This is a genomic window from Pseudomonas flavocrustae (assembly GCF_029872515.1).
GTDB lineage: Bacteria > Pseudomonadota > Gammaproteobacteria > Pseudomonadales > Pseudomonadaceae > Chryseomonas > Chryseomonas aestiva.
Map to the genome: position 1 here is coordinate 31,957 of NZ_JAPDIQ010000017.1, position 26,079 is coordinate 58,035.

Genomic DNA, 26,079 nt, shown 5'->3' on the forward strand with positions numbered 1-26,079 from the left:
GAAGGGAGGGAAAGGCACCGGCGCCCAGGCCGGTGCACGAGGGGACGGGATCAGAAAATCAGCGAGAAGATGCCGATGACCACCACCAGGCCGATCAAAAAGATGATGCCCATGGTACCGCCGAGAAATTTAAGCATGGTCGCGACCTCTTCTAGATATGTACCTCTTGGGACCACCCGGTGGCGGCAAGGGTTCGCCCAGCCTGGCCAGCCGGCGCCAGGGCGCGGCTCAGACTTTCTGTACCGCCCTGTCTGTGCCACACTCGCCTGCTTTCCGCTCTGCTGAAACCGGACCATGCACGCCCTGCTGCCCACCCTCCTGGCCGCCGCCCTCTATCTGCTCGCGACCCTCTACCAGGGCAGTTGCCTGCTGCGCAAACAGCCATCGAACAAGCCCCTGGTCCTGGGTGCCGGCATCCTGGCCCTGCTGCCCCACGCCCTGGCGGTCTACCTGCAGCTGATCCTCGAGCCGACCCTGAGCCTGGACTTCTTCGACGCCTCGAGCCTGATCTCGGCGACCGCCATCGCCCTGATGCTGATCGGTTGCCTGCGCATGCCGCTGCAACCCTTGCTGGTGCTGGTCTATCCCCTCGGCGCCGTCACCGCGCTGCTGGCCGAATTCGTGCCGCCGGGCACCGTGACCCCGCTGGACGTATCGCCCAGGATCGTCGTGCACGTACTGCTGTCGATCATCGCCTATGGTCTCTTCACCCTGGCGGTGCTGCAGTCCTGCCTGGTGCTGTTGCAGAACCATCAACTCAAGAACAAGCACCCCTCGGGACTGATCCGCAGCTTTCCGCCGCTACAGACCATGGAAAGCCTGCTGTTCGGCTTTCTCTGGGCTGGCTGGGTAGTGCTGTCACTGGCGCTGATCTCCGGCTGGTTCTTTGTCGAGGATATGTTCGCCCAGCACCTGATCCACAAGACGGTGCTCTCCTGCATCGCCTGGGTGGTGTTCGGCATCCTGCTGTGGGGTCGCCATCGCCTGGGCTGGCGCGGCCATACGGCGATCCGCTGGACGCTGCTGGGCTTCATCCTGCTGATGCTGGCCTACTTCGGTAGCAAGCTGGTGCGGGAATTCATCCTGCATCGTTGACAGTCGTCGTTCCACTACCTGCATAATCAGGCGACCGAACCACGTTCGGCGCGACCCGGCCAACAGCCGCTTCGCGCCCGGCACGTCATAACAGGTCGTCCCGCCCGTCCCCATCCTCGGACAGCCGCTGCCCCATCGGGCCGCTCCGGCAGACGCCTCCTACAAGAACGACTGCCCGGTAACCCTGCATGTCCACGACCGCTGCCGCCTTCGACGCGCCCACCTCCGTGCCGCGCAATTCCCCCACCCGCGTGGCCACCGCCAGCTTCATCGGCACCGCCATCGAGTTCTACGACTTCTATGTCTATGCCACGGCCGCGGCCCTGGTGATCGGCCCGGTATTCTTTCCCCAGGGCGCGGGCATGGCCCAGACCCTCAGCGCCTTCATCACCTTTGGCATCGCCTTCCTGGCGCGCCCCCTGGGTTCGCTGCTGTTCGGCCATTTCGGCGATCGCATCGGCCGCAAGTCCACGCTGGTGGCCTCGCTGCTGCTGATGGGCATCTCCACCACCCTGATCGGTCTCCTGCCCGGCTATGCCAGCATCGGCGTCTGGGCACCGATCCTGCTGTGCCTGCTGAGATTCGGCCAGGGCCTGGGCCTGGGTGGCGAATGGGGCGGCGCGGCGCTGCTGGCCACCGAGAATGCCCCACCCGGCAAGCGCGCCTGGTTTGGCATGTTCCCCCAGCTCGGCCCTTCCATCGGCTTCCTCATGGCCAACGGCCTGTTCCTGGCCCTGGCGCTGCTGCTGGACGACGAGCAATTCCGCGCCTGGGGCTGGCGCATCCCCTTCCTGCTCAGCGCCCTGCTGGTGGTGGTCGGCCTCTATGTGCGGTTGTCGCTGCACGAGACGCCGGTGTTCGCCGAGGCCATGGCCCGTCGCGAGAAGTTGCGCCTGCCCATGGTCGAGACCTTTGGCAAGCACGGCAAGGCGGTGCTGCTGGGCGCTCTGAGCATGGTGGTGTGCTACGCCCTCTTCTACATCTCCACGGTGTTCTCGCTGAGCTACGGAGTGAAGAACCTCAGCTACAGCCGCCAGGAATTCCTCGGCCTGCTCTGCGTGGCGGTGCTGTTCATGGCCCTGGCCACGCCGCTTTCGGCCTGGCTGGCGGATCGCTTCGGCCGCAAGCCGGTACTGGCGGTGAGCGCTATCGCCGCCTTGCTGTCGGGCTTTGCCATGGAGCCGCTGCTGACCCATGGTTCCAGCCAGGCGGTCGGCCTGTTCCTGGCCCTGGAGCTGTTTCTCATGGGCATGACCTTCGGCCCCATGGGCGCCCTGCTGCCGGAGATCTTCCCGACCCGGGTGCGCTACACCGGCGCCTCGGCGGCCTACAACCTGGGCGGCATCCTCGGCGCCTCCCTGGCGCCCTATGCCGCGCAGCAACTGGTGGAAGCCGGCGGCCTGAGCTGGGTGGGCGGCTATGTCTCGGCGGCGGCGGCCATCAGCCTGGTGGCGGTGCTCTGCATGCGCGAAACGCGCGACCAGTCGCTGTAGATTTTTCTACCCAATAAAAAAGGGCCCCGCGGGGCCCTTTTTTCGTGATGCGCAGACGACGTTACAACTCGACCTTCACCGCCTGGGACGCACGCACGGCCTTGGCCCGCGCGGCCTCGATGCTTTCATCGCGGGCCAGGGCCACGCCCATGCGCCGCTGCCCCTTCACCTCCGGCTTGCCGAACAGACGCAGTGCGGTGTCGGGTTCGGCCAGGGCCGCGCCGAGGTTGGCGAAGGCGGTCTGGCGCGAGTCGCCGTCCACCAGGATCACCGCCGAGGCCGAGGGACCGAACTGGCGGATGGTGGGAATCGGCAGGCCGAGGATGGCCCGGGCATGCAGGGCGAATTCGGAGAGATCCTGGGAGATCAGGGTCACCAGGCCGGTGTCGTGGGGCCGCGGCGAAACCTCGCTGAACCAGACCTGGTCGCCCTTGACGAACAGCTCCACGCCGAACAGACCGCGACCGCCCAGGGCCTCGGTGACGGCGCGAGCGACCCGTTCGGATTCGGCCAGGGCCTGCTCGCTCATGGCCTGGGGCTGCCAGGACTCGTGGTAGTCGCCCTTGACCTGGCGATGCCCGACCGGTGCGCAGAAGGAGGTGCCGCCGACGTGGCGCACGGTCAGCAGGGTGATCTCGTAGTCGAAGTCGACGAAACCCTCGACGATCACCCGGCCCTTGCCGGCACGCCCGCCTTCCTGGGCGTACTGCCAGGCGGCCTGCAGCTCGTCGGCGCTGCGCAGCAGACTCTGGCCCTTGCCCGAGGAACTCATGATCGGCTTGACCACGCAGGGATAGCCCAGCGCCTCGGCGGCGGCGGCGTAGTCTTCGTAGGTGTCGGCGAAGTAATAGGGCGAGGTGGGCAGGCCCAGTTCCTCGGCGGCGAGGCGACGGATGCCTTCGCGATTCATGGTCAGCTGGGCCGCACGGGCGGTAGGCACCACGGTGTAGCCCTCGCCTTCCAGCTCCACCAGGGTAGCGGTGGCGATGGCTTCGATTTCCGGCACGATGAAGTGCGGCTGCTCGCGCTCGATCACCGCGCGCAGGGCGGCACCGTCGAGCATGTCGATGACGTGACTGCGGTGGGCGACCTGCATGGCCGGGGCATCGGCATAGCGATCCACGGCGATGACTTCGACGCCCAGGCGCTGCAGTTCGATGACGACTTCCTTGCCCAGTTCGCCGGAGCCGCAGAGCAGCACGCGGGTGGCGCTGGGGGACAGGGGGGTACCGATACGGGGCATGACAGATCTCTCCGGCTGATATCAGGTCAGGAAGGCCGCACCGCTCGCTCGCGCCCGCTCGCCGCAACGCAGCAGCACCTCGCGGCGCTCGCTCTCGCTCATGGACATCCAGCGGGTGATCTCGGCGGCGCTGCGCTGGCAACCGATGCAGATGTCCTGTTCGTCCAGGGCACAGACATGGACGCAGGGCGAACGCACGGGTGAATCGGCGGTGGTCATGCGGCTTCCCTCGAATGGCCGCGCATTGTGCCCGTTAATACCAAATTTGGCATGTGCCTTTACCTTGCCGATACCGCTCAATCCCGCTTGGGCGGTGCCTTGAGCACGATGCCGGCGTCGTACAGCAGGTTGACCAGTTCGACGATGATCACCGCGGTCAGCCCCCAGATGCGGTGCTCGCCATATTGATAGCTGGGCACCTGCCAGCGCAGGCCATCGTGGTCGACCCGGAAGGTGTAATCCGGCGGCACCTCGCAGAAGAACCGCAGGGGCACGGTGAAGATCGCGGCGATCTCGGCTTCGCTGGGAATGTATTCGAGCTGATCCGGAATTAGCGCGACGACGGGGGTCACCGCCAGGCCGTAGCGCGACACCAGCGGACTCAGGGGCGCGATGACTTCCACCAGACCCGGTGGCAGCCCGACCTCTTCCTCGGCCTCGCGCAGGGCGGTGGCCACCAGGTCGGCATCCTCGGGATCGCGCCGCCCGCCCGGCAGGGCCACCTCGCCACCGTGGGTGGACAGGTTGCTGGCCCTCAGGGTGAGCAGCAACTCGGGATGCTCGCCACGAATGATGGGCACCAGCACCGCCGCTTCCTGGTAGCTTTCGGTGCCGCTCAGGGTGCGCGGCTGATAGTGACGCAGGCGCTGGAGCAACTCATCCACGCCAAGATTCTCCCTTGCTCATCGTATCCCCTGGATCATGGCATGCCCGCCGGGCAATCCCAAGTCCTGCCATCGCTTGCGAGGCCCGGGAGCGTCCCGGCACACTGCAGCAAAACGAGGATGAACCATGAAGCATTGCAATCACTGTGGCGGCCTGCTGGAAGCGCGCATTCCCGCGGGTGACAACCGGATGCGCCTGGTCTGCAGCCAGTGCGGCGCAGTGCATTATCAGAATCCGCGGGTGGTGGCTGGCTGCCTGGCGACCTGGGAGGGCAAGGTGCTGCTCTGCCAGCGCGCGATCGAGCCGCGCCAGGGTTACTGGACGCTGCCGGCGGGCTTCATGGAAAACGGCGAGACCACCACCGAAGCCGCCGCCCGCGAGACCCTCGAGGAAGCCGGCGCGCAGGTGCAGGGCCTGGAGCTCTATACCCTCTTCGATCTGCCGCACATCGATCAGATCTACATGCTGTTCCGCGGCGAGCTGGTCGACGGCCGCTTTGCCGTCGGCGAGGAAAGTCTCGATGTGCGCCTTCTGGACGAAGCCGACATCCCCTGGTCGTCTCTGGCTTTTCCGACCATCAAGCGAACACTAGAATGCTTTTTCGCCGATCGCCGTCGCGGCGAGTATCCGTTGCGTCACGAGGGCATGGCGCCCATGGTGGTCGCCCCCAAGCCTGCCTGAGCTCTTCCGAGGATCTTCCCGACATGCGTCCGTTGCACCTGTTGTTGGCGCTCTGCTATGTGCTGTGCGGTTCGTTGCTTCCCCAGCTGGCTCAGGCCAGCACCAGTGTCACGGTGATCCGCCAGCCGGCCGCGCCGCTGATCGACAAGGTGCTGGTGATCAAGTCGCGCAACCAGCTGCAGCTGCTCAGCGGCGATACCGTGATGAAGTCCTATCGCATCTCGCTGGGCAAGAATCCCCGCGGCCCCAAGCTGCGCGAGGGCGACCAGCGTACGCCGGAAGGCTTCTACTGGATCGACTGGCGCAAGACCAGCGACAAGTTCAACCTGGCCATGCACATCTCCTATCCCAACCGGGAGGATCTGGCCCGCGCGCATCAGGCTGGCGTACCCCCAGGCAGCATGATCATGCTGCACGGTACGCCCATCGACGAGGAATACCCCGAGTGGTACTTCAACTCGTTGAACTGGACCAATGGCTGCGTCGCGCTGACCAACCATGACATGCGTGAGGTCTGGGGCCTGGTCAAGGACGGCACCCTGATCGAGATCCGCCCCTGAGAGTCTATCCAAAGGCTGCTGCGCGTCGGCCGAACCGCGTTGAAGAGGCCCTGGGTCGCCAGTCCGACCTGGGCGGCCCCGTCGCAATGCTCATCTACCCTTCGTAAACTCGCGCGCGAGCCCGGTCGAGCGCGAGTCCGATCTGCTTCCTCAGGTGTCTTCGCGGGGGCGCCTAGGCCTTGTTTGGCTCTGGCTCGCGAACCTTTGCACAGACTCTGCGCCGATAGGCGTCCCCTGTCCTACCCCGCCACCTGCTCCGCCGGCGAGACGATGGTGGTCTTGCCACGCGACCGACCGCTGCTGAGATAGTCGGCGATGGACTCCTGGGTGACCTCGCCAAGGAAGTCGTTGTCGGCGCTGAGCACCGGCAGCCAGGAGGTATTGAACTGGTACATGCGTGACAGCAGGATGCGCAGGTGCTCGTCGAAGGCCGCGGTGGCCTTGAACGGGGTGACAAAGGGCGCCACCGGCCCGCTCTGGCCGCGCAGGTCACGCCGACGCACGTAGCCCAGGCCCTTGTTGGCGGCATCCGTCACCACCACATGGCGGCGGTCGTGCTCTTCCATCAGCTCCACGGCGTCGCCGATCAGGGTTTCGGCCTGGATCGACGGCGCATTGTCGGCCGCGTCCTCGGCACGGATCAGCAAGAGGCGCTTGAGGGTGCTGTCCTGGCCGACGAAGTTGCTGACGAATTCATCCTTGGGATGGGCCAGCAGGGTGTCCGGATGGTCGAACTGCACCAGGCGGCCGCCACGGAACACGGCGATCTTGTCGCCCAGGCGGATGGCTTCGTCGATGTCATGGCTGACCATGATCACCGTCTTGTTCAGCGCCCGCTGCATCTGGAAGAACTCGTTCTGGATAGCGTCGCGGTTGATCGGGTCCACCGCACCGAAGGGTTCGTCCATCAGCAGCAGCGGCGCCTCGGCCGCCAGGGCGCGGATCACCCCGATGCGCTGCTGCTGGCCGCCGGAGAGTTCGCGCGGATAGCGCGACAGGTACTGCTTGGGTTCGAGCTGCACCATGCTCATCAGCTCGGTGGCGCGCTCGCGGCATCTCTTCTTGTCCCAACCCAGCAGCTTGGGCACCACGGTGATGTTTTCCTCGATGGTCATGTTGGGAAACAGACCGATCTGCTGGATCACGTAGCCGATGTGTCTTCTGAGGGTCACCTCGTCAATGCCGGTGGTGTCCTCGCCATTGATCAGTACCCGTCCCGAGGTGGGTTCGATCAAGCGGTTGATCATCTTCAGGGTGGTGGTCTTGCCGCAGCCGGAGGGGCCGAGGAAGACGCAGATCTGGCCCTCCTCCACGGTGAGGCTCACGGCGTCCACTGCGGTCACGTCCTTGCCGTGCTGCTTGAAGGTCTTGGTCAGGCGGTCGAGTTCGATCATCTGGGGCTCCTTAAGAGGCGCTGCGCAGGCCGCGCGGGGTGAGGCGGCGTTGCAGCCACTGCAGGACGAGGTCGGCGACGATGGCCAGCAGGCTGACCAGCACGGCGCCGACGATGAGAGTGGCCATGTCGCTGCGACTGATGGCGGTGAGGATGAGCACGCCCAGGCCACCGGCGCCGATGGTGGCGGCGATGGTCATGACGCCGATGTTCATGACCACGGCGGTGCGCACCCCGGCCAGGATCACCGGCAGGGCGATGGGCAGCTCGACCATCCGCAGGCGCTGCCAGAAGGTCATGCCGATGCCGGCGCCCGCCTCGCGGATCCCCGGTTCGACGCTGGTCAGCGCCAAATAGGTGTTTCTCAGGATCGGCAGCAGCGAATAGAGGAACACCGCGGTGATCGCCGGCAGCGGACCCAGGCCCTGGCCGAACTTGGAGTAGAACGGCAGCAGGAGACCGAACAGGGCGATCGAAGGCAGCGTCATGACCACCGTTGCCAGCGCCTGCAGCGGTCCGGCCAGCGCAGGGTAGCGGGTCATGAGGATGCCCAGGGGCACGCCCACTAGGATCGCCAGGGTCACGGCGACGCCTACCAGGGTGATGTGCTGGCGGGTCAGTTCGAGGACCTGCAACCAGTCGATGTGATTGAAGGAGGTGACGAAATCCATGGGTCACTGCCCTCCGTCTAGGGGATGCTGGGCAAGGAAGTCGCGAGCTACCTGGGCCGGAGTCTGTCGCTCGATGTCCACCTTGGCGTTGAGCTGGCGCATGGTGGCCTGGTCCAGGCTTTCCGCCAGGGGCTTGAGCAACGTGGCGAGATCCGGATGCCTTTCCAGGTAACGGGCGTTCACCACCGGCGCGGCGGTGTAGTCGGGGAAGTAACCCTTGTCGTCTTCCAGCACCTTGAGCTTGAAGGCGTCCAGGCGGCCGTCGGTGGTGTAGACGAGACCGGTGAAGACCTGGCCGTTGCGCAGGGCGGTGTAGACCAGGCCCGGGTCCATCTGGCGGATGTCATCGCGGGTGTAGCTCAGGCCATAGGCCTTGACCAGACCGGCGAGGCCGTCGGAGCGGTTGGCGAACTCGATGTCCAGCGCGGTGAGGTGCCGCTTGCCCGCCTCGGCCTTGAGCAGCCCGGCCAGGTCACTGATGCTGTTGAGTTCGGGATGCTGCCGGGCGACCTTCTCCGGCAGCGCCAGGGCATAGGTGTTGTTGAAGCGGGTGGGCGCCAGCCACGCCAGACCGACCTTGGCGTCCAGCTGCTTGACTCGCTGGTAGGAGGCGTCCTTGTCCAGTCGTTCGGTGACATGGTTGTAGGCCACCAGCGAAGTACCGGTGTATTCCCAGGTGAGGTCGAGCTGGGCGTTCTTCACGCCGTTCCAAGCGATGGTGCTGCCCAGGCCGCCGACGATCTCCGGCTGGTAGCCGTGCCTGGACAGATACTGCCCGGTGAGTTCGGCGAGGATGGCCTGCTCGGTGAAGACCTTGGCACCGATGCGGATCGGATCGGCCTGGGCACCACTGGCCAGTGTCAATCCGAACCAGGCGGCGCCCAGGGCGATAAGCAACTTCTTCATCTCGTCTCCTTAGCGGGCCAGGCCGCGTTCCAGCCAGAGGCGACTGGCAAGCAGCACCAGGCCATCCAGCAGCAGCGCCAGCAGTGCGGTAGCGGCGGCGCCCAGCAGCAGCTGTGACTGGTTCTCCAGGGCGATGGCAGGAAAGATCAGGCTGCCCAGGCTGTTGGCGCCGATGAGAAATACCAGCGGCGTGGTGCCGACATTGATCGCCAGGGCAACCCGAACCCCGCCGATGATGATGGGCACGGCATTCGGTAGCTCCACCTTGGTCAGCACCTGGGCAGGCGTCATGCCGATGCCGGTGGCCGCTTCCTTGAGCGAGGCGGGCACGTTCTTCAGCCCCTCGTAGGTGTTGCGCACGATGGGCAGCAGCGAGGCGAGGAACAGCGCCAGGATCGCCGGTCCGTCGCCAATGCCGACGATGCCCAGGGCAATGGCCAGCACCGCCAGCGGGGGGACGGTATTGCCGATGTTGAACACCTGCATGAAGCGCTCGGCGCTGCGGGCGAATCGCGGTCGACTGAGCAGGACCCCGGCGGGGAGTCCCACCAGCAGCGCCAATACCATGGAAACGACCACCAGGTAGAGATGGGCCTGGAGATAGAACAGCAGATCCGCGCGATAGGTAGCGAGGGTATCCCTACCGATCCAGTGCACCAGCAGCGCCAGGATCACCACTCCCACGGCCGTGCCGAGCAGGAGGGTCTTGAACTTCGCCATGTCAGGCTCCTTCAACGGGCGGACAGGCCGCATGCCTTCCGAGTGCGGACCTCGCGACAGGAGCGAGGCGCAGGACGGCTGTCCGGGTTCAGGGTCGAGACACAGCAGGGCATGGCGGGTATGCCGGCTGGACCAACGGGGCACTGCGGATCTCGGATCTGCCTAGCCCTTGGGTGTCGCTCCCTGGGGAACGACATGGCGCCTTGCCTCGACCGAAGAGATTGACGCCCATCGCAGTCGATAGTTCGTCAGCTCCTTTTCAGGCTAACCCAATAGACTCGCTCAATGCCAATCCGATCGCGAAAACTGCATGACTTGACAGAGTGAAAGGCCCGGGCGAGAGGCTTTCATATCGCATCAAAAGGGAGAGGCGCGGGCTAGAGCCGCTGACAAATATGTGACGATAAATTTAATACACTTACTGTTAGCTGCTTTGCAGCACCAGCGCGAACCCGGTCGCAGATAGCGTCGCGAGCAGCCTCGGTTTCGTGGAGCGCCACACAGCCTAGCTGACGTACGGTCATCACTGAAACATCTTTTTGTGCGCCAGTGCGATGACGAGGTTTTGGCACCTCTTTATCATGCCGACGAGTGGCTGACGCTTTGAGGGAACATTCAGCCATACCAAGGTCAATAGGTGGCCCAGTGATAGCACCAAGCGCCATTCCTGGTACCGCCATAAAAACAGACTATTCATCGAGCTAACTTCAAAGGGAACGTTATGAATGACATGACGGCTTGTGCATCGTTGGACTCTGCTGTTCTATCCTCTGCCCCGGTAATGCTGCTGCAACCCAAGGTGGAAAATTGGGTCGTGGTCTATGCTCATGGCGGCCTGATCGCCGACTTCGATGACGAGGCTTCGGCCCGCCGCGAAGCAGAGCAGTGGGCTGGAATCTGCCTGCGTCGCTAAACACCGCTTTCGAATGATCTGCCTGCGCCATCAACCGATGGAAAGTAGTCACAGGCAGCTCATTACCCGCTCCAGCGGCTTTCATCCCGCCCCTCGCCAGACACCCCAACGTCCGGCTTTGCGCTGCCCGCCAGCCCTACCCAGCTCGCATTTCCACTGATTTCGCCTGGCATTAACGTTGTCTGGCGCACCTTCTGAGCGTTGCACTGCAACTTCCCGGCGTCTCTTCAGGCCTGATGGCGAGTCGAGCCCCTGCGCCCGATCACCCAACGTCTTCCGTCACTGTCCGGGACCTTGCCGATGACGCTACGCCTGAAATCCGCTATCACAACCCTGTTCGCCCTGCTCAGCCTGGCAGCCACACCGGTCACCCAGGCCACTCCGCGGGATTTTCCCACCGATCTGATAGGCCTGAATTTCTCCGGCGCCGGCTTCGCCCCTCACGTACTGCCGGGCAAACCGGGCACCAACTATTTCTTTCCCGACGCCGGTCATTACCGGCGCTGGGCGGCCAAGGGTATCCGGGTGATCCGCTTCCCGGTCATCTGGGAGCGCCTACAGCCGCGTCTGGGGCAACCCCTGGACCCCGCCTACGCCAAGCTGATCGACCAGACCCTGGACAATGCCAAGCGCTATCGCATTAGCGTGATCCTGGATCTGCACAACTACATGAGATACCGCGGCCAGATCATCGGCAGCGCGGCGGTGCCCTATCCGGCCTATGCCGATGTCCTGCAGCGAATCGCCCAGCGCTGGCACGAGCACCCTGCCCTGGCCGCCTACGACATCATGAACGAGCCCCACGATGCGGTTGAGCAGTGGCCGGTGGCGGCGCAGCATGGCATCGACGCCGTGCGTGACGTCGATCGGGCGCGACCGATCCTGATCGAAGGCAACGGCTGGTCCAGCAGCTATCTCTGGCCGCGCTACAACGCCAAGCTGCTCGGCCTCAAGGATCCGGCCGACAACCTGATCTATTCGGCGCACGTCTATTTCGACAACGACGGTGGCGGCAAATACCTCAAAAAGGATATGACCGATTTCGACCCGGATGTCGGCATCCGCCGGGTCGAGCCCTTCATCACCTGGCTCAAGCAGCACGGCAAGCGCGGTCACATCGGCGAGTTCGGCGTACCCGACAACGATCCGCGCTGGCTGGCAGCCATGGACAGGTTGCTGGCACGGCTGCGGCAGGAATGCATCCCGGCCATGTACTGGGCAGCCGGCCCCAACTGGGGCGACTACCCGCTGGCAATCGAGCCGGTCAAGGGCAAACCCCGGCCGCAGTGGAGCGTGCTGCAGAAGTACGTGAAGCCCGCCGGCTGCCAGGCACTGGGCCCGCGCTGACCGCAGCGCCGCCAGGCGAACCAGGCGGCGCCTTCTTGCAGTTATGCGACAACATGTCCGGAAATCGGTGACTGCAATCACAAAACGCTTGGCCATGGACGGTCGGGCAAGAACTTGCTGGCGTTTAGCGATCAAAATGTAACAGCAAGTAATAGTGCGACTATTAAGACGCTTGCGACGCACAAGAGAAAGGATGCCATGTCAGCTATCGTATTTCCGCACTACCCCTGTGCTCTTTCCCCCTAACGGCAGCGCTGCATCCGTTCGCCTTTCTTGCCGCACCCTCAGGGATTTCCCATGGAAAGATTTGTCGCTTTGGATAGCTTTCGCGGCCTGCTCGCCGTCGCCGTCGTCCTGTTCCATACCTATGTCGCTCAGGCCGCCTCGGAAAATCCGCTGATCGCCAATGCCTACCTGTTCGTTGAATTCTTCTTCGTGCTCAGCGGCTTCGTGCTCATGCACACCTACGAAAACCGTCTGCGGACCCTGGACGACTATCGCGATTTCGCCATCAGTCGCTCGGCGCGGATCCTGCCGCTGCACCTGGCCATGCTCGGGCTCTATGTACTGCTGGAATGCGGTCGCCTACTGGCGGAAAAGCTGGGGGTCGGCTTCAACGATCCGGCTTTCAGCGGCGCTACCGCACCCGAGCAATTCCTGCCCAATCTGCTGCTGCTGCAATCCTGGCTGGGCCAGGCCATCACCGGTTCGTTCAACTACCCGTCCTGGAGCATCAGCATCGAGTTCTACCTCTATCTGATCTTCGGTCTGCTGGTGCTCAAGGGCCAGGGTCATCAGCGCCAGTGGTTCCTGGCGATCGCCCTGCTGGCCTTCGTGCAGCTGCTGTTTCCCTTCCTGCCGCTGAAGACCGAGATCTTCCGCGGCCTGTCGTGCTTTTTCGCCGGCGCCTGCACCTATCGCCTCTACGTCTGGATCAAGCAGCACAACCAGGGGCAATTCGGTGGCACCCTGCTGGAGCTGGCCTGCCTGATCGCCGGTGCCGCGGTGATGACCTCCGATCTGCCGGTGCCCAAGAAGGGCGTGCTGGCGACCCTGGTGTTCTGCGTCACCGTCCTCACCTTCGCCTTCGAGCGCGGTCTGGTCTCCAGCGTGCTGCACCAAGGGCTCTTCGTACGCCTGGGGATGCTGTCCTATTCGATCTACCTGTGCCACGCCGCGGTGATCTTTGTGGTCAAGAGCGCCTTCATCGTGCTGGGCAAGCTGCTGCACCAGGACCTCACGGTGGTGGCGCCCTCCCATGATGCGCCGCTGCCCTTCATGATCCGCTACATCGCCACGGGTAGCGTCGTGCTGGACAACCTAGTGGTGCTGGTGGAACTGGCGGTGGTCTTCGCCTTCGCCTGCCTGACCCACAGGTATATCGAGATCCCGGGCATGGCCCTGGGCAAGCGGCTGGTCCGCCGCAAACGCACCCCGCCCTGCTGCGACGGCAACATCCAGCCGCAGCGCTGAGCGGCGCCTGGCGCAGCCCTACCGACCTCAAGCCGGTGGGGCTGCCCTCTGCTATACTCCGCCCCCTCTTTTTTCTTCCCGCCCAGGTTCATCCATGACCACCCAGGCCGCCGAAGTCGCCAAGCGCCGTACCTTCGCCATCATTTCCCACCCCGATGCGGGCAAGACCACCATCACCGAAAAGCTGCTGCTGATGGGCCAGGCCATCGCCGTCGCGGGCACGGTGAAGTCGCGCAAATCCGACCGCCATGCGACTTCCGACTGGATGGAGATGGAAAAGCAGCGCGGCATTTCCATCACCACCTCGGTGATGCAGTTCCCCTACCGCGAGCACATGATCAACCTGCTCGACACCCCCGGCCACGAAGACTTCTCCGAAGACACCTACCGCACCCTGACCGCGGTGGATTCGGCGCTGATGGTGCTCGACGGTGGCAAGGGCGTCGAACCCCGCACCATCGCCCTGATGGACGTCTGCCGCCTGCGTGACACCCCCATCGTCAGCTTCATCAACAAGCTCGACCGCGACATCCGCGACCCCATCGAACTGCTCGACGAGATCGAGGCGGTGCTCAAGATCAAGGCCGCGCCCATCACCTGGCCGATCGGCAGCTATCGCGACTTCAAGGGTGTCTATCACCTCTCGGACGACCGCATCTACGTCTACACCCCCGGTCATGGTCACGAGCGCATCGCCACCAAGACCATCGACAAGCTGGACTCCGACGAGGCCCGCGCCCACCTGGGCGATCTCTATGAGCGCTTCGTCGAGGAGCTGGAACTGGTGCAGGGCGCCTGTCACGAATTCGATGGCGAAGCCTTCCTGCGCGGCGAGATGACCCCGGTGTTCTTTGGTACCGCCCTGGGCAATTTCGGCGTCGACCAGGTGCTCGACGCCGTGGTCGACTGGGCGCCGCGCCCGCTGTCGCGCGCCGCCCACGAGCGGGTGGTGGAACCGGTGGAAGAGAAGTTCTCCGGCTTCGTGTTCAAGATCCAGGCGAACATGGATCCCAAGCACCGCGACCGCATCGCCTTCATGCGCATCTGCTCGGGCAGGTACGAGAAGGGCATGAAACTGCGCCACGTGCGGATCAAGAAGGACCTCAAGATCGCCGATGCCCTGACCTTCTTCTCCAGCGAGCGCGAGCACCTGGAAGAGGCCTTCGCCGGCGACATCATCGGCCTGCACAACCACGGCACCATCCAGATCGGCGACACCTTCACCGAAGGCGAGCTGCTGGGCTTCACCGGTATCCCCCACTTCGCCCCGGAACTGTTCCGCCGCGTGCGCCTGAAGGATCCGCTGAAATCCAAGCAGCTGCGCCAGGGCCTGCAGGAACTGGCCGAGGAAGGCGCCACCCAGGTGTTCTTCCCCGAGCGCAACAACGACATCGTGCTCGGCGCCGTGGGCGTGCTGCAGTTCGATGTGGTCGCCAGTCGCCTGAAGGAAGAATACAAGGTGGAGTGCGCCTACGAGGCCATCAACGTCTGGTCGGCGCGCTGGATCGAGTGCGACGACAAGAAGAAGCTCGAGGACTTCAAGAACAAGGCCTTCGAGAACCTGGCGGTGGATGGCGGTGGTCACCTCACCTACCTGGCGCCGACCCGGGTCAATCTGGCGCTGATGGAAGAGCGCTGGCCGGAGATCAAATTCCGCGCCACCCGCGAGCACCATTAAGCCCTACTGCCTGACCGGTGCACCTGGCGCCGGTCAGGCGTACCGTCCTCCTCCCTGCATCGTCCAGGCGGATCGCCGGCTCTCCTGCCGGGTCTTCCCGCATCAGTCCCGGTCGGAAGACTCGGCCGCGGCTTCCAGCTCCACCATCGTCAGTTCCAGCTCTGCCCGCTCGGTCCACTGGCCGTCCAGCTCGGTGCGTACCGCCACGCCCAGTTCCTTGAAGTCGGCCACCTGCTTGACCAGGTTGCCCGGGCCGCCCACCAGTTGGCCGCAGGCCTTGCGATAGGCTTCGCCGGCCTTGTCCAGACTCTTGCCGATGCCGTCCATGCTGCCGAGAAAGGTGCGCAGCTTGTCGTAGACCTTGCCCGCGCGCTCGGCCAGTTCGGCGGTATGGCGATTCTGGTCTTCGAAGCGCCAGAGCTGGCGGACGATGTTGAGGCTGGTCAGCAGGGTGGTCGGCGTCGCCACCAGCACGTTCTGCTCGATGGCGCGCTGGAACAGGCTTTCGTCGGCCTTGAGCGCCTCGACGAAGGCCGATTCGATGGGGATGAACAGGAAGACCATCTCCGGCGAATTCAGCCCCGGCAGACTGAAGTATTCGCGATCGGCCAGTTCGCGGATGCGCTCGCCCACGGCGCGCACGTGCTCGCCCAGGGCCAGGCGCCGCTCGCCCTCGTCCTCGCTGTTGACGTAGCGGGTATAGGCGTTGAGCGACACCTTGGCGTCCACCACCAGGTGCTTCTTCTGCGGCAGATGGATCAGCACGTCCGGCCGGCGACGCCCGGCCTCGGTGGTGAAGCTGCGTTCGCGGACGAAATCGCGGCCCTCGCGCAGGCCGGAGCGCTCCAGTACGTTTTCCAGGATCAGCTCACCCCAGTTGCCCTGGGCCTTCTTCTGGCCACGCAGGGCGGTGGCCAGGTCGTGGGCCTCCTGGGTGATCTGGCGGTTGAGCTCCTTGAGGTCGAGCAATTGCTGGCCGAGCGCCGCCTGCTGCTGGACATCCTTGTGGTGGATGTCCTCGACCTTGGCGCGAAAGCCTTCGATCTGCTCGCGGAACGGCCGCAACAGGGCATCCAGGGATTGCTGGCTGTGCTGGGCGAAGGCCTGGCCCTTGGCGTCGAAGATGCGTCCGGCCAGTTGTTCGAATTCCAGCTTGAGTTGCTCGCGACTCTCGCGCAGTAGTAGCTGCTGCGCCTGGAAGTGCTCTTCCTTCTGCTCCAGGGTGGTCCTGAGCGTGGCGTGCTCTTCGGCCAGGCGCGCATGACGCTCCTGCACCTCGGCGTGCAGCTGCTGCTCGCGGTGCTGGCGCTCGCGCAGTTCGGCGAGCTGCTCCTGGCTGCCCTGCAGCTGAGCCCGGGTGGCCTCGGCCAGGGCGTGCTGTTCGGCGGCCTGCAACTGGGCCTGGCGGGTCTGCTGGCGCAACTCGGCCTCCAGCTCGCGAGTGGCCTCCAGCTGGCGCTGCAGGGTGGCGGTGCGTTCACGCTCGGCGCCCAGCTCCACCACCTGGCGACCATTGGCCAGCTCGGCCCGTTGCAGGTCGTCGCGCAGCATGTCGTAGCGCTCGGCGGCGCTATCGAGTTGCTGTTGCAGATAGCGTTGGCGCCCGGTCAGCCAGACGGCCGAACCCGCCCAGCCAGCCAGCAGCAACAGGGGAAGCACAAGGGAAACGAAAGGCAGGGAAGTCATGGCGCTCTCATCGCGGACGGCTCCCCTCACCTTAGGCAGGCGCACGGGGAGCGTCCAGCATTTATCTGTACATTTACACAGTGTTTCGCAAATCCAGATCCAGCCCGCTGACGCGGCGGACCCGTCGGGCCACGGCCTCGGCGAAGATGCCGCCGCGGGCCTCGATCAGGGTGAAATCATCGCGCGCCCGGGTGATGCCGGTATAGACCAGCTCCTTGGTCAGCACCGGACTGAGTTGCTCGGGCAGTAGGAGCGCCGTATGGGCGAATTCCGAGCCCTGGGATTTGTGCACGGTCATGGCGAACACCGTCTCCACCGCCGCCAGCCGACTGGGCAGGACGAATCTCAGGCCACCGCTGCCATCGCCGCGGGGAAAGGCGACCCGCAGGACCTTGCGCCCCGGCTGGTTGGCGTCCGGCAGGCAGAGGGTGATGCCGATGTCGCCGTTCATCAGCCCCAGGCTGTAGTCGTTGCGCGTCACCAGCACCGGGCGGCCCTCGTACCAGCCATGCTCGCCCGCGAGCAGACCGGCCGCCAGCAGGGCGCTGGCGATGCGCAGGTTGAGGCCTTCCACGCCCCAAGGCCCCTTGCGCACGGCGCAGAGCAGCTGGAAGTCGTCGAAGGCGGCCAGCACCTGGCCGGCCCAGCGCGTCCAGGCCGGGTCCTCCAGCACGGTGTCGAGCTGGGGCCGGGTCTCCTGCAGGACCTGCAGATAATGACGATAGCCGCGGGCGCGCCCGCGCCCTTCCAGCACCAGGCGTTCCAGGGCACGATCCTCCGGGCCCTTGAGCAGCACGCGATGAAGATCGGCGTAGCCGCCGTCGACCAGCACCTGCTGCGCAGCCGGGCCGTCCTGGGCATTGACCCGACGGGCCAACTGGCCGATGCCGCTGCCGGCACCGAAGCGCCGCGAGCGTCTGAGCATCACCACCTGCTGCGCCAGGGCGTCACCCTGGTCGTCGCCGACCGTCAGCGGCGTCTGGGCCAGCGACTGGCCACTCACGGCTTCCAGCCAGGCGCGGGTAGCCGGACTGTAGCGTCCGGCCTCGGCATCCCGACAGAGATCGCCCAGCACTGCGCCCGCCTCCACCGAGGCCAGCTGATCCTTGTCACCCAGCAGGACCAGGCGTGCCCTGGGCGGCAAGGCCGCCAGCAGGCTGGCCATCATTTCCAGGTCGATCATCGAGGCTTCGTCCACCACCAGCACGTCCAGCGGCAAGGGCTGCCCGCGGTGATGGCGGAAGTGGCGGGTGTTGGGCCGACTGCCCAGCAGCCGGTGTACCGTGGTCACCCCGGTGGGGATGTGCCGACGCAACTCGTCGTCCACCGGCAGGCGACTGACCTGGCCGCCGATGGATTCGGTGAGGCGCGCAGCCGCCTTGCCGGTCGGTGCGGCCAGGCGGATACGCAGGGGGCGACCGGCCGCCACCGCGGGCGCCTGGAGCAGCGCCAGCAGTCGCACCACGGTGGTGGTCTTGCCGGTGCCGGGGCCGCCGGTAATGATGCTGAAGGCGCCCCGTACCGCCAGGGCGCAGGCCAGTTTCTGCCAGTCGGGTTCGCCACCCGCGTCGGGATCCGGCGGAAACAGCCGGTCGAGGCGCTCCGCTAGATCCGCCGGCAGCGGCTCGAGAGTGGCCAGGCGCTGACGCAGGCTGGCGGCCACCGCCCGTTCGTAACTCCAGTAGCGCCGCAGGTAGAGGCGCTCGCCGCCCAGCACCAGCGGTCGTTCCGGACAGCTGCCGTCGCCATCGACCAGGACGCTGGCCCGCAGCGCCCGCTGCCAGGCGTCGAGGGTCTGGCCATGCAGCAACTGCGACGGCAAGAGCGAAGCGCGCGCCTCGTCGCCCTCGGGCGGCAGCGACAGGGCGGCGTCGGGATTGCGCAGGGTGGCGGCGAGATCCAGGCAGACATGGCCATGGCCGAGTTGATGGCTGGCCAGGGCCGCGGCCAGCAGCACCGCCGAGTCGCCCTGGGGTTCGAGTTCGCCGAGAAAGCTGGTGAAGGCCCGGTCCACCTGGCGCAGCCAGCCGCGCTGCACCCAGAGCTCCAGCAGGCGAAAGAGGTCGTCACGCTGTTCGAGCGGGGCGAGGGGACGCTCCTGGGCCAGGGATGCCAGGCGCAGCAGCCGTTCGGTGGCGGGGCTGAAATCAGACATGGGCATTCTCCGCACCACTGAACAGCAGATCCAGGGTCTCGATCAGGGCCTGGGCGGGCCGCTCGACGAAGACGCCGTGGCCGGCCGGATCGCAGCCGCGCAGGAAGAGGTAGACGGCGCCGCCGAAGTGGCGCCCGTAGCTATAGTCGGGTAGCCGCGCCTTGAGCAGCCGGTGCACAGCCAGGCTGTAGAGCACGTACTGCAGGTCATAGCGCTTGGCCAGGACAGCGGCCTCCATGGCCGCACGGGTATAGGCCCCGGCCTCGGCGCCCAGCCAGTTGGACTTGTAGTCCACCACGAAATAGCGGCCCTCGTGCTCGAAGACCAGGTCGATGAAGCCCTTGAACAGGCCGTTGAGCTGGCCCGGCTCCAGCATCGGCCGCGCCTGGCCGCCATGGGTGCCACGACTCACCATATCATCCAGCCGCTCCAGATCGACGCCATGGGTGGCGAACCAGAATTCCATCTCCACCTGGTAGCGCGCCAGTTCGCCCAGGTGCTGACTGCCTCCCGGCAACGGCAGCGGCAATTCCAGCAACTGGCGCAGCCAACCCTGCAGGATGGGAATCCAGTGATTCCAGCCACGCCGCTGGCAACGTCGGGCGATCAGGTCGTCCAGCCGCTCGGGCGCAGCCTGGATGGCGGTGAAGCCTTCCTCGCCGACCCACTCCAGCAGGCTGTGCAGAAAGGTGCCAGGACCGGGTCCGCGGGGAAAGCGGTGCAGGTCTTCGCCAGCCGCCGGCTGACGCGCCTCGTCCGGAGCGAGGCGATCATCGTCGAACAGCTTCTGGGCCGCCGGGGTATCCAGGTCCAGCTCCAGATTGAACGGCCCTTCCTCCCGCGCCTCGCCCAGCCGCGTGCCGATGCGCAGGGCACTGTAGGAGGCGATCCACCAGTCCTCGCGGGCCGCCCGCCGGGCTGTCAGCGCCTTGAGGGTCACCGGGGCTTCACGGGCCTCGGGCAGGCGGGCCGGATCGGCGGCGGGCAACGGCAGAATCAGGGTGTCGGATTGCGCACCGACCAGGGTGGTCAGGGCCGCGTCCAGGGCCGCCGAACTCGCCAGGGGCTCGCCACCGGTGGCCAGGTAGCCCAGAGCACTGCGGGCGAAGCCGGATTCCTTGCTGCGCCCGCGCTTGAGATCGACCACCCCGACCCAGCAGGCATGGCGGGCCCGGGTCAGGGCGACATACAGCAGGCGCAGGTCTTCGGCCAGACGCTCGTCGTCGGCGCGGGCCAGTTCCCCGGCGGAGGGCTTGAAGGTCCGGCGCACCTGCCCCTGGTCATCGTGATAGCGCAGCGGCAGCGTGGCGCCCTCCTCGGCGCGATAGGCGCAGGCGAAGGGCAGGAACACCAGCGGGTATTCCAGGCCCTTGGACTTGTGCACCGTCACCACCTTGACCAGCTCGGCGTCGCTTTCCAGGCGCAGGATCTGCTCGTCGGCGGCCCCCTGGGCGGCCAGCTGCTCGGCCAGGTGGCGAATCAGCGCCTGCTCGCCGTCCAGCTCGCCAGCGGCGCGCTGCAAGAGCTCGGCGAGGTGCAGCAGATTGGTCAGCACCCGCTCGCCATCGGCGCGGGCCATCAGCCGCTGCGGCAGCCGGAAGTCCTGCAGCAGGCGCCGCAGCATGGGCAGCACCCCCTGGCCGCGCCAGAGCTGGCGATAGCCACGGAATTGCAGGACCCGCGACTCCCAGGCCTGCTCGTCGTGGTTGAGGGCATCCAGTTCGGCCAGCGGCAGGTCGAGGGTCAGGCTGCCCAGGGCGGCGCGCAGCCGGCGATCCACATCGGGCTCGGCGCAGGCCTTGAGCCAGTCCAGCAGGCAGCGGGCCTCCTGGGCGGTGAATACCGAGTCCTTGTCCGACAGGTAGACGCTGCGCACCCCGCGCCGCACCAGCGCCTGGCGCACCGCCTGGGCTTCGCTGCCGGCGCGCACCAGGATGGCGATATCGGCGGGCCGCAGCGGCACCAGTTCGCCGTCTTCACGGCGAAAGCCGGCCCTGTCCTCGGCGGCCAGGCTCAGCAACCGGACGATCTCGCTGGCGGTGCTCTCGGCCAGGGTGGCGCGATAGGCGGTGCCGGCCAGGGGCTCGTCGCTCGCCAGTTGCCAGAAGGTCAGGGCCGCACCCGGTACGCCGTCGATTTCCAGGGCTTCGCGCCGGCCCTGGGCGCGAACCGGCTCGAAGGGCACCGGATTGTCCTCACCCTGGCGGAACAGGAAGGCAGCGCGCGGTGCCGTCATCTCGCCATGTTGGAATACCTGGTTGACCGCCGCGACCATGGCGGCGGTGGAGCGGAAGTTGGTATCCAGCGAGTGCAGGTGGCCGGCATTGGCGCGACGTGCCTGCAGATAGGTATGGATATCGGCGCCGCGAAAGGCATAGATGGCCTGCTTGGGATCGCCGATCAGGAACAGTCCGGTGCCCTCCCCTGCGCCGTAGACGGTGCTGAAGATGCGGTACTGCACCGGATCGGTGTCCTGGAATTCGTCGATCAGCGCCACCGGGAACTGCTCGCGGATCAGCGCCGCCAGCCGCGCGCCGGCGCCATCGGCCTGCAGCGCCCGGTCCAGGCGGGTAAGGATGTCGTCGAAACCCAGCTCGGCGCGGCGCAGCTTCTCGCGCTCGAATTTCTGCTGCACCCAGGCCGCCGCGTGCTCCAGCAGCGGCACCTCGGGGCTGGGCAGCTCGGCGAGTTGCCCGGGCAGCCGCGCCATGGCCGCCAGGGCCGGATGATCCGGCGGACTGGCCTTGGTCCAGGCCTCGGCGAAGCCCTCCTCGGTCAGCCGGGTAAAGCCGGTGCCGATATCCAGGTCCTCGCTGGCGGGGTTGTCCGCCCAGGCGACCAGCTTGTCGCACCAGGGTCCGAAGAATCTCTTCTGCAACTTGCGGCCGTCGACCACCTTGGCATCGCAGCCGGCCTGGCAGAGTTCGCGCAACTCTTCGGCCCACTTGCTCCAAGGCGCCTTGAGCCGCGCCAACCGCTCTCGGCGTTCGGCCAGGGCGGTAGCCAGCAGGGCGGCGGGTTCGCCCCGGGGGGCGCCCAGGGCCTCGCTCAACATGGGGCGCAGGCGCGCGGCCAGGGCACGGGGTTCGCCCCAGTGCTCGATCACCCAGTCCAGCGCTTCCCCTTCGAGGGGATAGCAGAAGCGCCGCCAGTAGTCGCGCACCACCTGGGCGAGCAGCTCGCTCTGGTCCTGCTCCAAGTTCTGCACGAAGAGACTGCCACTGTCGAAGGCGTGCTCACGGAGCATGCGCTGGCACCAGCTGTGGATGGTGGAGACGGCCGCCTCATCCATCCACTGGGCGGCGATGTCCAGGCGCCGGGCGCAATCGGCCCAGGCCTCGACGGCAAAGTCCTCGCGCAATTCGGCGAGCAGCGGATCGGGCGCGGCGATCTCGTCACGGAAGAAGCGTGCCGCCTCGGCCAGGCGATGGCGAATGCGATCGCGCAACTCCTGGGTGGCGGCCTCGGTAAAGGTCACCACCAGGATCTGCGGCGGCAGCAATTCACGCCCGAAAGCCGTCTCGGGTGTACCGTGCCCCAGCACCAGACGCACATAGAGTGCGGAGATGGTGAAGGTCTTGCCGGTGCCGGCACTGGCTTCGATGAGCTGATTGCCCTGTAGCGGAAAGCGCAGAGCGAGCGGACGCTGACTCATGCCTGCGCCTCCCCGCCCACCACCTGCCAGCCGGCGGTGTGCACCGGCGCATAGAGGGTCTGGCACCAGCCATCGAATTCCTCGTCGGCCAGCAAGGCGGCGAAGTCCGGATACTGCCGACGCAGTGCCGGGTGGGTCGCGGCCTCGCCCTGATAGGCCTGCTCGGCGGCGGCCAGGGCCTTGTCCGGGTCATTGGCCAGCCAGGCGAAGGCGGTGCGCGGCGCGACGGGCAGTGGACGACGCTGGCCCAGCGCCCACGCATCAAGCAACTCGTTCAGCTGACGCCGGGCCAGCTCGGCGTCCAGCGGCGCCAGTAGCAGCGTCAGATCGGTCGCCACCACCGCGGTGGTCAGCTGTAGGCCACCGGCCGCGGCGACCAGATGTTGCACCCAGGGTCGCAGCAGCCGATGCCATTTGCGAGTGCGGGTATTGCCCAGGCCATTGGCCTGGGCGGTCAGGGCCAGCAGCCCCTCAGGGCCACGACGCAGCCGTTCGAAGTTGGCCACCAACTGCAGCTCTTTATGTGCGAGATCCAGGGTCACGGCCTCTTCCAGGGGTTCGGGCCAGCGCAGCGCCAGGGCCTCGACCTGGGCGACCACGGCGGGCAGCGGCTCGCGCAAGGCCCGCCCGGCCCGTTCGCCAAAGCCCGCCAGCGGCAAACGACCGCTGCCGCGCAGGCGCTCGGCGGCGGCCATCAGCGCCTGATCCGCTTCGGCCGGCGTGGCCAGCGCCGCCGCCAGCAGGTCTTCGCCCAACTGGTAGCGGGTCAGGGCATCCAGGCCGAAGGGCTCTTCGTCTTCCGCCGGCGCATCGGGCGCCGCGAAGTGCACCTTGAGGCGATTGGCGAAGAACAGATCCACCGGTCCGCGCAGAAAGCGCGCCAGGTCATCGAGGCCCAGGGGCTCTTCGGGTACCAGCGGCGGCAACAGGTCATCCTCATCGCGGGTGGTGCAGTCATGCACGCCCAGCCATTCGGCGGCAAAGCTGAAATAGCCGCGCTCGCCACGGAAATAGCGGGCGCTGAAGGGTTGCAGGGGATGCGCCTGGGTGAAAGCCGGGAGCAGACGCTCCGGCTCTTCTTCATGACCCTCCAGCCGCCAACCGGCCTGAAGATGGTCACGCAACTGGGCGACCAGCACCGACGGCGGGCGCTCGCTGTTGTCGCGGATGCTGCGCCCCACCCAGCTGACATAGAACTGATCGCGCGCCGAGAGCAGCGCCTCCAGCAGCAGATAGCGGTCGTCTTCACGCCGCGAGCGGTCACCGGGACGATAGTCCTGGGCCATGAGATCGAAATCCAGCGGCGACTGGATGCGCGGATAGGCGCCATCGTGCATGCCCAGCAGGCAGACCACACGGAAGGGAATGGCGCGCATGGGCATCAGGGTGCAGAAATTGACCGCCCCGGCAAGAAAACGCTGGGCCAGCCCCCCGGAATCCAGTCCGGCCAGCCAGGCCTCGCGGACCACGGTGAGCGGCAGCTCTTCATCCAGGGCGACGTCCTCGCACAATTCCAGCCAGCGCTCACGGAGATTTTCCAGCTGCTCCAGCAGGTATTCGTCGTGCTCGTCCTGGGCGCTGAAGAACAGCGCCAGCAGCGCCTGCAGGCGGGCGCCCCACTCCGTTGGCCGGGCTGGCTGGGCCAGTGCCGCCTGGGCCGCGTCCAGGGCATCGAGCAGATCCACCAGCGGCCCGACCAGGGCCGCGTCCAGGCCACCCACCTCGTCGAAGGGCTCGATATCGCCCAGGGCGGCGCCGCTGCCCACGGCGTAGCCCAGCAGCATGCGCCTCAGCCCGAAGCGCCAGGTGTTCTGCGTCAGCCCCTCGGGCAGATCGAGACGACTGCGCTGCTCGGCATCCAGCCCCCAGCGCACGCCGGCGCCTTCCAGCCAGAGGTGCAGGGTCGGCAGATCGCCTTCGCGCAGTCCGAAGCGGGCGCGCAGCGCCGGCACATCCAGCAGATCGAGGATTTCGCTCAGGGCGAAGCGGCTGTCGGGCAATTGCAGCAGATGCTCCAGGGCGATCAGCAGCGGCTGGAAGCCACGCTGGTGCTGATCGGCCAGACTGAAGGGAATGAAGCGCGGATCCTGGCGTTCGAGCTGACCGAACACCGCACGGATGTGCGGCGCATAGGCATCGATGTCCGGCACCATGACGATTACGTCGCGTGGCCTGAGGCTGCCATCGCTGCTGAAGCGCGCCAGCAACTGGTCATGCAGGATCTCCACTTCGCGCTGCGGACTGTGGGCCACATGGAAGCGCATGGACCTGTCGCGCGCCGGATCCACTGCCGGCCAAAGCTCACGGGTCTCGCTCAGCGGACGCAGTTCGAGGATATCGTCCTGCAACTGGCCGAGCAGGTGCTGGGGTTCGGTGTCGGCGAAGAGGTCGATGCGCCCGCCGTTGAGGTCCTCGAACAGGCGCCGATAGCCATCGGGTTCGTCGAATTCGTCCAGCAGATGGATGTAGTCGCGCCCCTGCTTGCCCCAGCTCGCCAGCAGCGGCTGGCCGTGCTGGTGCAGCGCCTCGGCATCCAGCGTCTGCGGCATGCCCGGCTTGCGCTGCTGGCGCCGGTAGTTCTGCCGCAACAGGTCCTGGTCGGCGACGATGTCGGACCAGTGATGGCGACAGGGATTATGCACGCAGAGCAGCACCTGGCTGAAGCGCGCCAGGGCGGCCAGGGCCTCGAGGGTCTGCGCCGGAATCGCCGACAAGCCAAAGATCACCACCCGCCGCGGCAGACCAGCCGGCGCTTCGGTAGCCGCCTGCATTACCTCCAGAAAGCGCCGGTGCACGCCGGCCCGGCTGCGGGCCAGGCCGCCGTCGCCCACATCGGCCAGCAGCGCCCGCCACAGCTGCGCCTGCCAGCGACAGCTCTCGGGCAGGGGGCGCCGACTGTCACGCAGGCTGGCCAGCCGATCGCGGCCCGCTGCCCAGTCGTTGAGCCAGTCGGCGCGGTAGACCTGGTAGCCGTCATAGAGATCGGCCAGACGCTCGGCCAGTTGGTAGCGCTTGCGCAGATCGCCGTCATCGTCGAGAAAACGCCGCAGTGCGGCAAAGTCGGGCTGCATGAGCAGGGTCGGCAAGAGCCGCATCAGGCGCCAGGTCAGGGGCGCGCGGTCCAGCGGTGAGGAAGGCGGTACCTGGTCACGACCCAGTACCTGGCGATAGGTCCGCCAGAGAAAGGCCGCTGGCAACTGCACATCGAGGGCTGCGGCCACTCCGCAGCCGCCTTCGTCGTCCCCGCGCGGATCCTCGGCCAGCGCCAGCTTGAGCCACTGGGCGATGCCATTGCTCTGCACCAGCACCTGTTCGTTTTCCAACGGTGCCAGGGGATACCGTCGCATCCAGCCGACCGCCAGGCCGCGCAGCTCTTCGAGCCGATTGCCGTGTACCACCATGAATCCGGGAGTGAGCGCCTCGGACATCCTACGCCTCGCTGTTCGCTGTCTGCGACCAGGGTAAGGATCACCCGCGCCGGATACCAGTCCGCAATGTGCCTACCGACGCATGACGCAGCGCACA

At 66.3% G+C, this 26,079-nt stretch carries 20 protein-coding genes; 8 read left to right on the plus strand and 12 right to left on the minus strand.

Going from position 1 to position 26,079, the window contains the following annotated elements:
* Positions 1-50: 50 nt before the first annotated feature.
* A complete protein-coding gene (locus OMP44_RS25225) occupies positions 51-296 on the minus strand; it encodes a small membrane protein YohP (RefSeq protein WP_488803457.1) in 246 nt (81 codons plus the stop codon).
* On the opposite strand from OMP44_RS25225, the gene OMP44_RS23970 reads away from it, so the two are divergent.
* Together OMP44_RS23970 and OMP44_RS23975 are read left to right on the plus strand one after the other, a co-directional pair.
* Positions 295-1,095, plus strand: a complete 801-nt coding sequence (locus OMP44_RS23970; RefSeq protein WP_187980225.1) for a cytochrome C assembly family protein — start codon at positions 295-297, stop codon at positions 1,093-1,095. The two genes, OMP44_RS25225 and OMP44_RS23970, sit on opposite strands and share 2 nt — an antisense overlap.
* A gap of 188 nt (positions 1,096-1,283) precedes the next feature.
* Complete coding sequence (locus OMP44_RS23975) at positions 1,284-2,588, plus strand: MFS transporter (protein WP_280311501.1); 1,305 nt, start codon at positions 1,284-1,286, stop codon at positions 2,586-2,588.
* Positions 2,589-2,649: 61 nt separating this feature from the next.
* Here the strand turns inward: OMP44_RS23975 and purT are convergent, their stop codons facing one another.
* From purT to OMP44_RS23990, 3 genes are all read right to left on the minus strand, one after another.
* Positions 2,650-3,831, minus strand: a complete 1,182-nt coding sequence (purT, locus tag OMP44_RS23980; protein WP_133861264.1) for a formate-dependent phosphoribosylglycinamide formyltransferase — start codon at positions 3,829-3,831, stop codon at positions 2,650-2,652.
* Positions 3,832-3,852: 21 nt separating this feature from the next.
* A complete protein-coding gene (locus tag OMP44_RS23985; RefSeq protein WP_133861265.1) occupies positions 3,853-4,050 on the minus strand; it encodes a DUF1289 domain-containing protein in 198 nt (65 codons plus the stop codon).
* Positions 4,051-4,127: 77 nt separating this feature from the next.
* Entirely contained in the window at positions 4,128-4,715 is a 588-nt protein-coding gene (locus OMP44_RS23990) for a CoA pyrophosphatase (RefSeq protein WP_133861266.1), read from the minus strand.
* 127 nt (positions 4,716-4,842) lie between these two features.
* Between OMP44_RS23990 and OMP44_RS23995 the strand changes: the two genes are divergently transcribed.
* Both OMP44_RS23995 and OMP44_RS24000 read left to right on the plus strand, forming a co-directional pair.
* Entirely contained in the window at positions 4,843-5,397 is a 555-nt protein-coding gene (locus tag OMP44_RS23995; RefSeq protein ID WP_133861267.1) for an NUDIX hydrolase, read from the plus strand.
* 86 nt (positions 5,398-5,483) lie between these two features.
* The gene (locus tag OMP44_RS24000; RefSeq protein WP_405046304.1) at positions 5,484-5,957 is read left to right on the plus strand and encodes a L,D-transpeptidase family protein; all 474 of its coding nucleotides are present in this window, start codon (positions 5,484-5,486) and stop codon (positions 5,955-5,957) included.
* Positions 5,958-6,196: 239 nt separating this feature from the next.
* Here the strand turns inward: OMP44_RS24000 and OMP44_RS24005 are convergent, their stop codons facing one another.
* From OMP44_RS24005 to OMP44_RS24020, 4 genes are read right to left on the minus strand one after another with little or no spacing between them, the layout of a single operon-like run.
* The gene (locus tag OMP44_RS24005) at positions 6,197-7,351 is read right to left on the minus strand and encodes an ABC transporter ATP-binding protein (protein WP_263258826.1); all 1,155 of its coding nucleotides are present in this window, start codon (positions 7,349-7,351) and stop codon (positions 6,197-6,199) included.
* A 10-nt stretch (positions 7,352-7,361) separates the two neighbouring features.
* Complete coding sequence (locus OMP44_RS24010; RefSeq protein WP_133861270.1) at positions 7,362-8,021, minus strand: ABC transporter permease; 660 nt, start codon at positions 8,019-8,021, stop codon at positions 7,362-7,364.
* Between the two features lie 3 nt (positions 8,022-8,024).
* Positions 8,025-8,927 carry a glycine betaine ABC transporter substrate-binding protein gene (locus OMP44_RS24015; RefSeq protein ID WP_133861271.1) on the minus strand — a complete coding sequence of 301 codons (903 nt, stop codon included), beginning with the start codon at positions 8,925-8,927 and terminating at the stop codon, positions 8,025-8,027.
* Positions 8,928-8,936: 9 nt separating this feature from the next.
* Entirely contained in the window at positions 8,937-9,647 is a 711-nt protein-coding gene (locus OMP44_RS24020; RefSeq protein WP_133861272.1) for an ABC transporter permease, read from the minus strand.
* A 721-nt stretch (positions 9,648-10,368) separates the two neighbouring features.
* On the opposite strand from OMP44_RS24020, the gene OMP44_RS24025 reads away from it, so the two are divergent.
* The 4 genes from OMP44_RS24025 (at position 10,369) to OMP44_RS24040 (ending at position 15,058) form a co-directional block, all read left to right on the plus strand.
* The gene (locus tag OMP44_RS24025) at positions 10,369-10,560 is read left to right on the plus strand and encodes a hypothetical protein (protein ID WP_158891359.1); all 192 of its coding nucleotides are present in this window, start codon (positions 10,369-10,371) and stop codon (positions 10,558-10,560) included.
* A gap of 300 nt (positions 10,561-10,860) precedes the next feature.
* Positions 10,861-11,907: a glycoside hydrolase family 5 protein gene (locus OMP44_RS24030; RefSeq protein WP_280311502.1), complete on the plus strand. Its 1,047-nt coding sequence runs from the start codon at positions 10,861-10,863 to the stop codon at positions 11,905-11,907.
* A 297-nt stretch (positions 11,908-12,204) separates the two neighbouring features.
* Positions 12,205-13,380 (plus strand): acyltransferase family protein, encoded by a 1,176-nt coding sequence (locus OMP44_RS24035; protein WP_280311503.1) that lies wholly within the window; start codon positions 12,205-12,207, stop codon positions 13,378-13,380.
* A gap of 94 nt (positions 13,381-13,474) precedes the next feature.
* The gene (locus OMP44_RS24040; protein WP_133861275.1) at positions 13,475-15,058 is read left to right on the plus strand and encodes a peptide chain release factor 3; all 1,584 of its coding nucleotides are present in this window, start codon (positions 13,475-13,477) and stop codon (positions 15,056-15,058) included.
* Between the two features lie 102 nt (positions 15,059-15,160).
* Here OMP44_RS24040 and OMP44_RS24045 read toward each other — a convergent pair whose 3' ends face one another.
* From OMP44_RS24045 to recC, 4 genes are all read right to left on the minus strand, one after another.
* Positions 15,161-16,744, minus strand: coding sequence for a DNA recombination protein RmuC (locus OMP44_RS24045; protein ID WP_280311504.1), 1,584 nt, complete (start codon positions 16,742-16,744; stop codon positions 15,161-15,163).
* 73 nt (positions 16,745-16,817) lie between these two features.
* The gene (recD, locus tag OMP44_RS24050; protein WP_252977193.1) at positions 16,818-18,899 is read right to left on the minus strand and encodes an exodeoxyribonuclease V subunit alpha; all 2,082 of its coding nucleotides are present in this window, start codon (positions 18,897-18,899) and stop codon (positions 16,818-16,820) included.
* Positions 18,892-22,554, minus strand: a complete 3,663-nt coding sequence (gene recB, locus OMP44_RS24055; RefSeq protein WP_280311505.1) for an exodeoxyribonuclease V subunit beta — start codon at positions 22,552-22,554, stop codon at positions 18,892-18,894. Before recB ends, recD begins: the two co-directional genes overlap by 8 nt.
* Positions 22,551-25,982: an exodeoxyribonuclease V subunit gamma gene (gene recC, locus OMP44_RS24060; protein ID WP_280311506.1), complete on the minus strand. Its 3,432-nt coding sequence runs from the start codon at positions 25,980-25,982 to the stop codon at positions 22,551-22,553. The genes recB and recC overlap by 4 nt, the downstream gene beginning before the upstream one ends.
* Positions 25,983-26,079: the final 97 nt, after the last annotated feature.

What these genes read in the sequence shown, in the direction of transcription:
- OMP44_RS23975 (WP_280311501.1), top strand. Translation starts at nt 1,284, where the DNA reads ATGTCCACGACCGCTGCCGCCTTCGACGCGCCCACCTCCGTGCCGCGC.
- OMP44_RS23985 (WP_133861265.1), bottom strand. Translation starts at nt 4,050, where the DNA reads ATGACCACCGCCGATTCACCCGTGCGTTCGCCCTGCGTCCATGTCTGT.
- OMP44_RS24020 (WP_133861272.1), bottom strand. Translation starts at nt 9,647, where the DNA reads ATGGCGAAGTTCAAGACCCTCCTGCTCGGCACGGCCGTGGGAGTGGTG.
- recD (WP_252977193.1), bottom strand. Translation starts at nt 18,899, where the DNA reads ATGTCTGATTTCAGCCCCGCCACCGAACGGCTGCTGCGCCTGGCATCC.
- OMP44_RS24035 (WP_280311503.1), top strand. Translation starts at nt 12,205, where the DNA reads ATGGAAAGATTTGTCGCTTTGGATAGCTTTCGCGGCCTGCTCGCCGTC.
- OMP44_RS24015 (WP_133861271.1), bottom strand. Translation starts at nt 8,927, where the DNA reads ATGAAGAAGTTGCTTATCGCCCTGGGCGCCGCCTGGTTCGGATTGACA.
- OMP44_RS23995 (WP_133861267.1), top strand. Translation starts at nt 4,843, where the DNA reads ATGAAGCATTGCAATCACTGTGGCGGCCTGCTGGAAGCGCGCATTCCC.
- OMP44_RS24045 (WP_280311504.1), bottom strand. Translation starts at nt 16,744, where the DNA reads ATGACTTCCCTGCCTTTCGTTTCCCTTGTGCTTCCCCTGTTGCTGCTG.
- recB (WP_280311505.1), bottom strand. Translation starts at nt 22,554, where the DNA reads ATGAGTCAGCGTCCGCTCGCTCTGCGCTTTCCGCTACAGGGCAATCAG.
- recC (WP_280311506.1), bottom strand. Translation starts at nt 25,982, where the DNA reads ATGTCCGAGGCGCTCACTCCCGGATTCATGGTGGTACACGGCAATCGG.
- OMP44_RS24040 (WP_133861275.1), top strand. Translation starts at nt 13,475, where the DNA reads ATGACCACCCAGGCCGCCGAAGTCGCCAAGCGCCGTACCTTCGCCATC.
- OMP44_RS24010 (WP_133861270.1), bottom strand. Translation starts at nt 8,021, where the DNA reads ATGGATTTCGTCACCTCCTTCAATCACATCGACTGGTTGCAGGTCCTC.
- OMP44_RS24005 (WP_263258826.1), bottom strand. Translation starts at nt 7,351, where the DNA reads ATGATCGAACTCGACCGCCTGACCAAGACCTTCAAGCAGCACGGCAAG.
- OMP44_RS25225 (WP_488803457.1), bottom strand. Translation starts at nt 296, where the DNA reads ATGGTCCGGTTTCAGCAGAGCGGAAAGCAGGCGAGTGTGGCACAGACA.
- purT (WP_133861264.1), bottom strand. Translation starts at nt 3,831, where the DNA reads ATGCCCCGTATCGGTACCCCCCTGTCCCCCAGCGCCACCCGCGTGCTG.
- OMP44_RS24025 (WP_158891359.1), top strand. Translation starts at nt 10,369, where the DNA reads ATGAATGACATGACGGCTTGTGCATCGTTGGACTCTGCTGTTCTATCC.
- OMP44_RS23970 (WP_187980225.1), top strand. Translation starts at nt 295, where the DNA reads ATGCACGCCCTGCTGCCCACCCTCCTGGCCGCCGCCCTCTATCTGCTC.
- OMP44_RS24030 (WP_280311502.1), top strand. Translation starts at nt 10,861, where the DNA reads ATGACGCTACGCCTGAAATCCGCTATCACAACCCTGTTCGCCCTGCTC.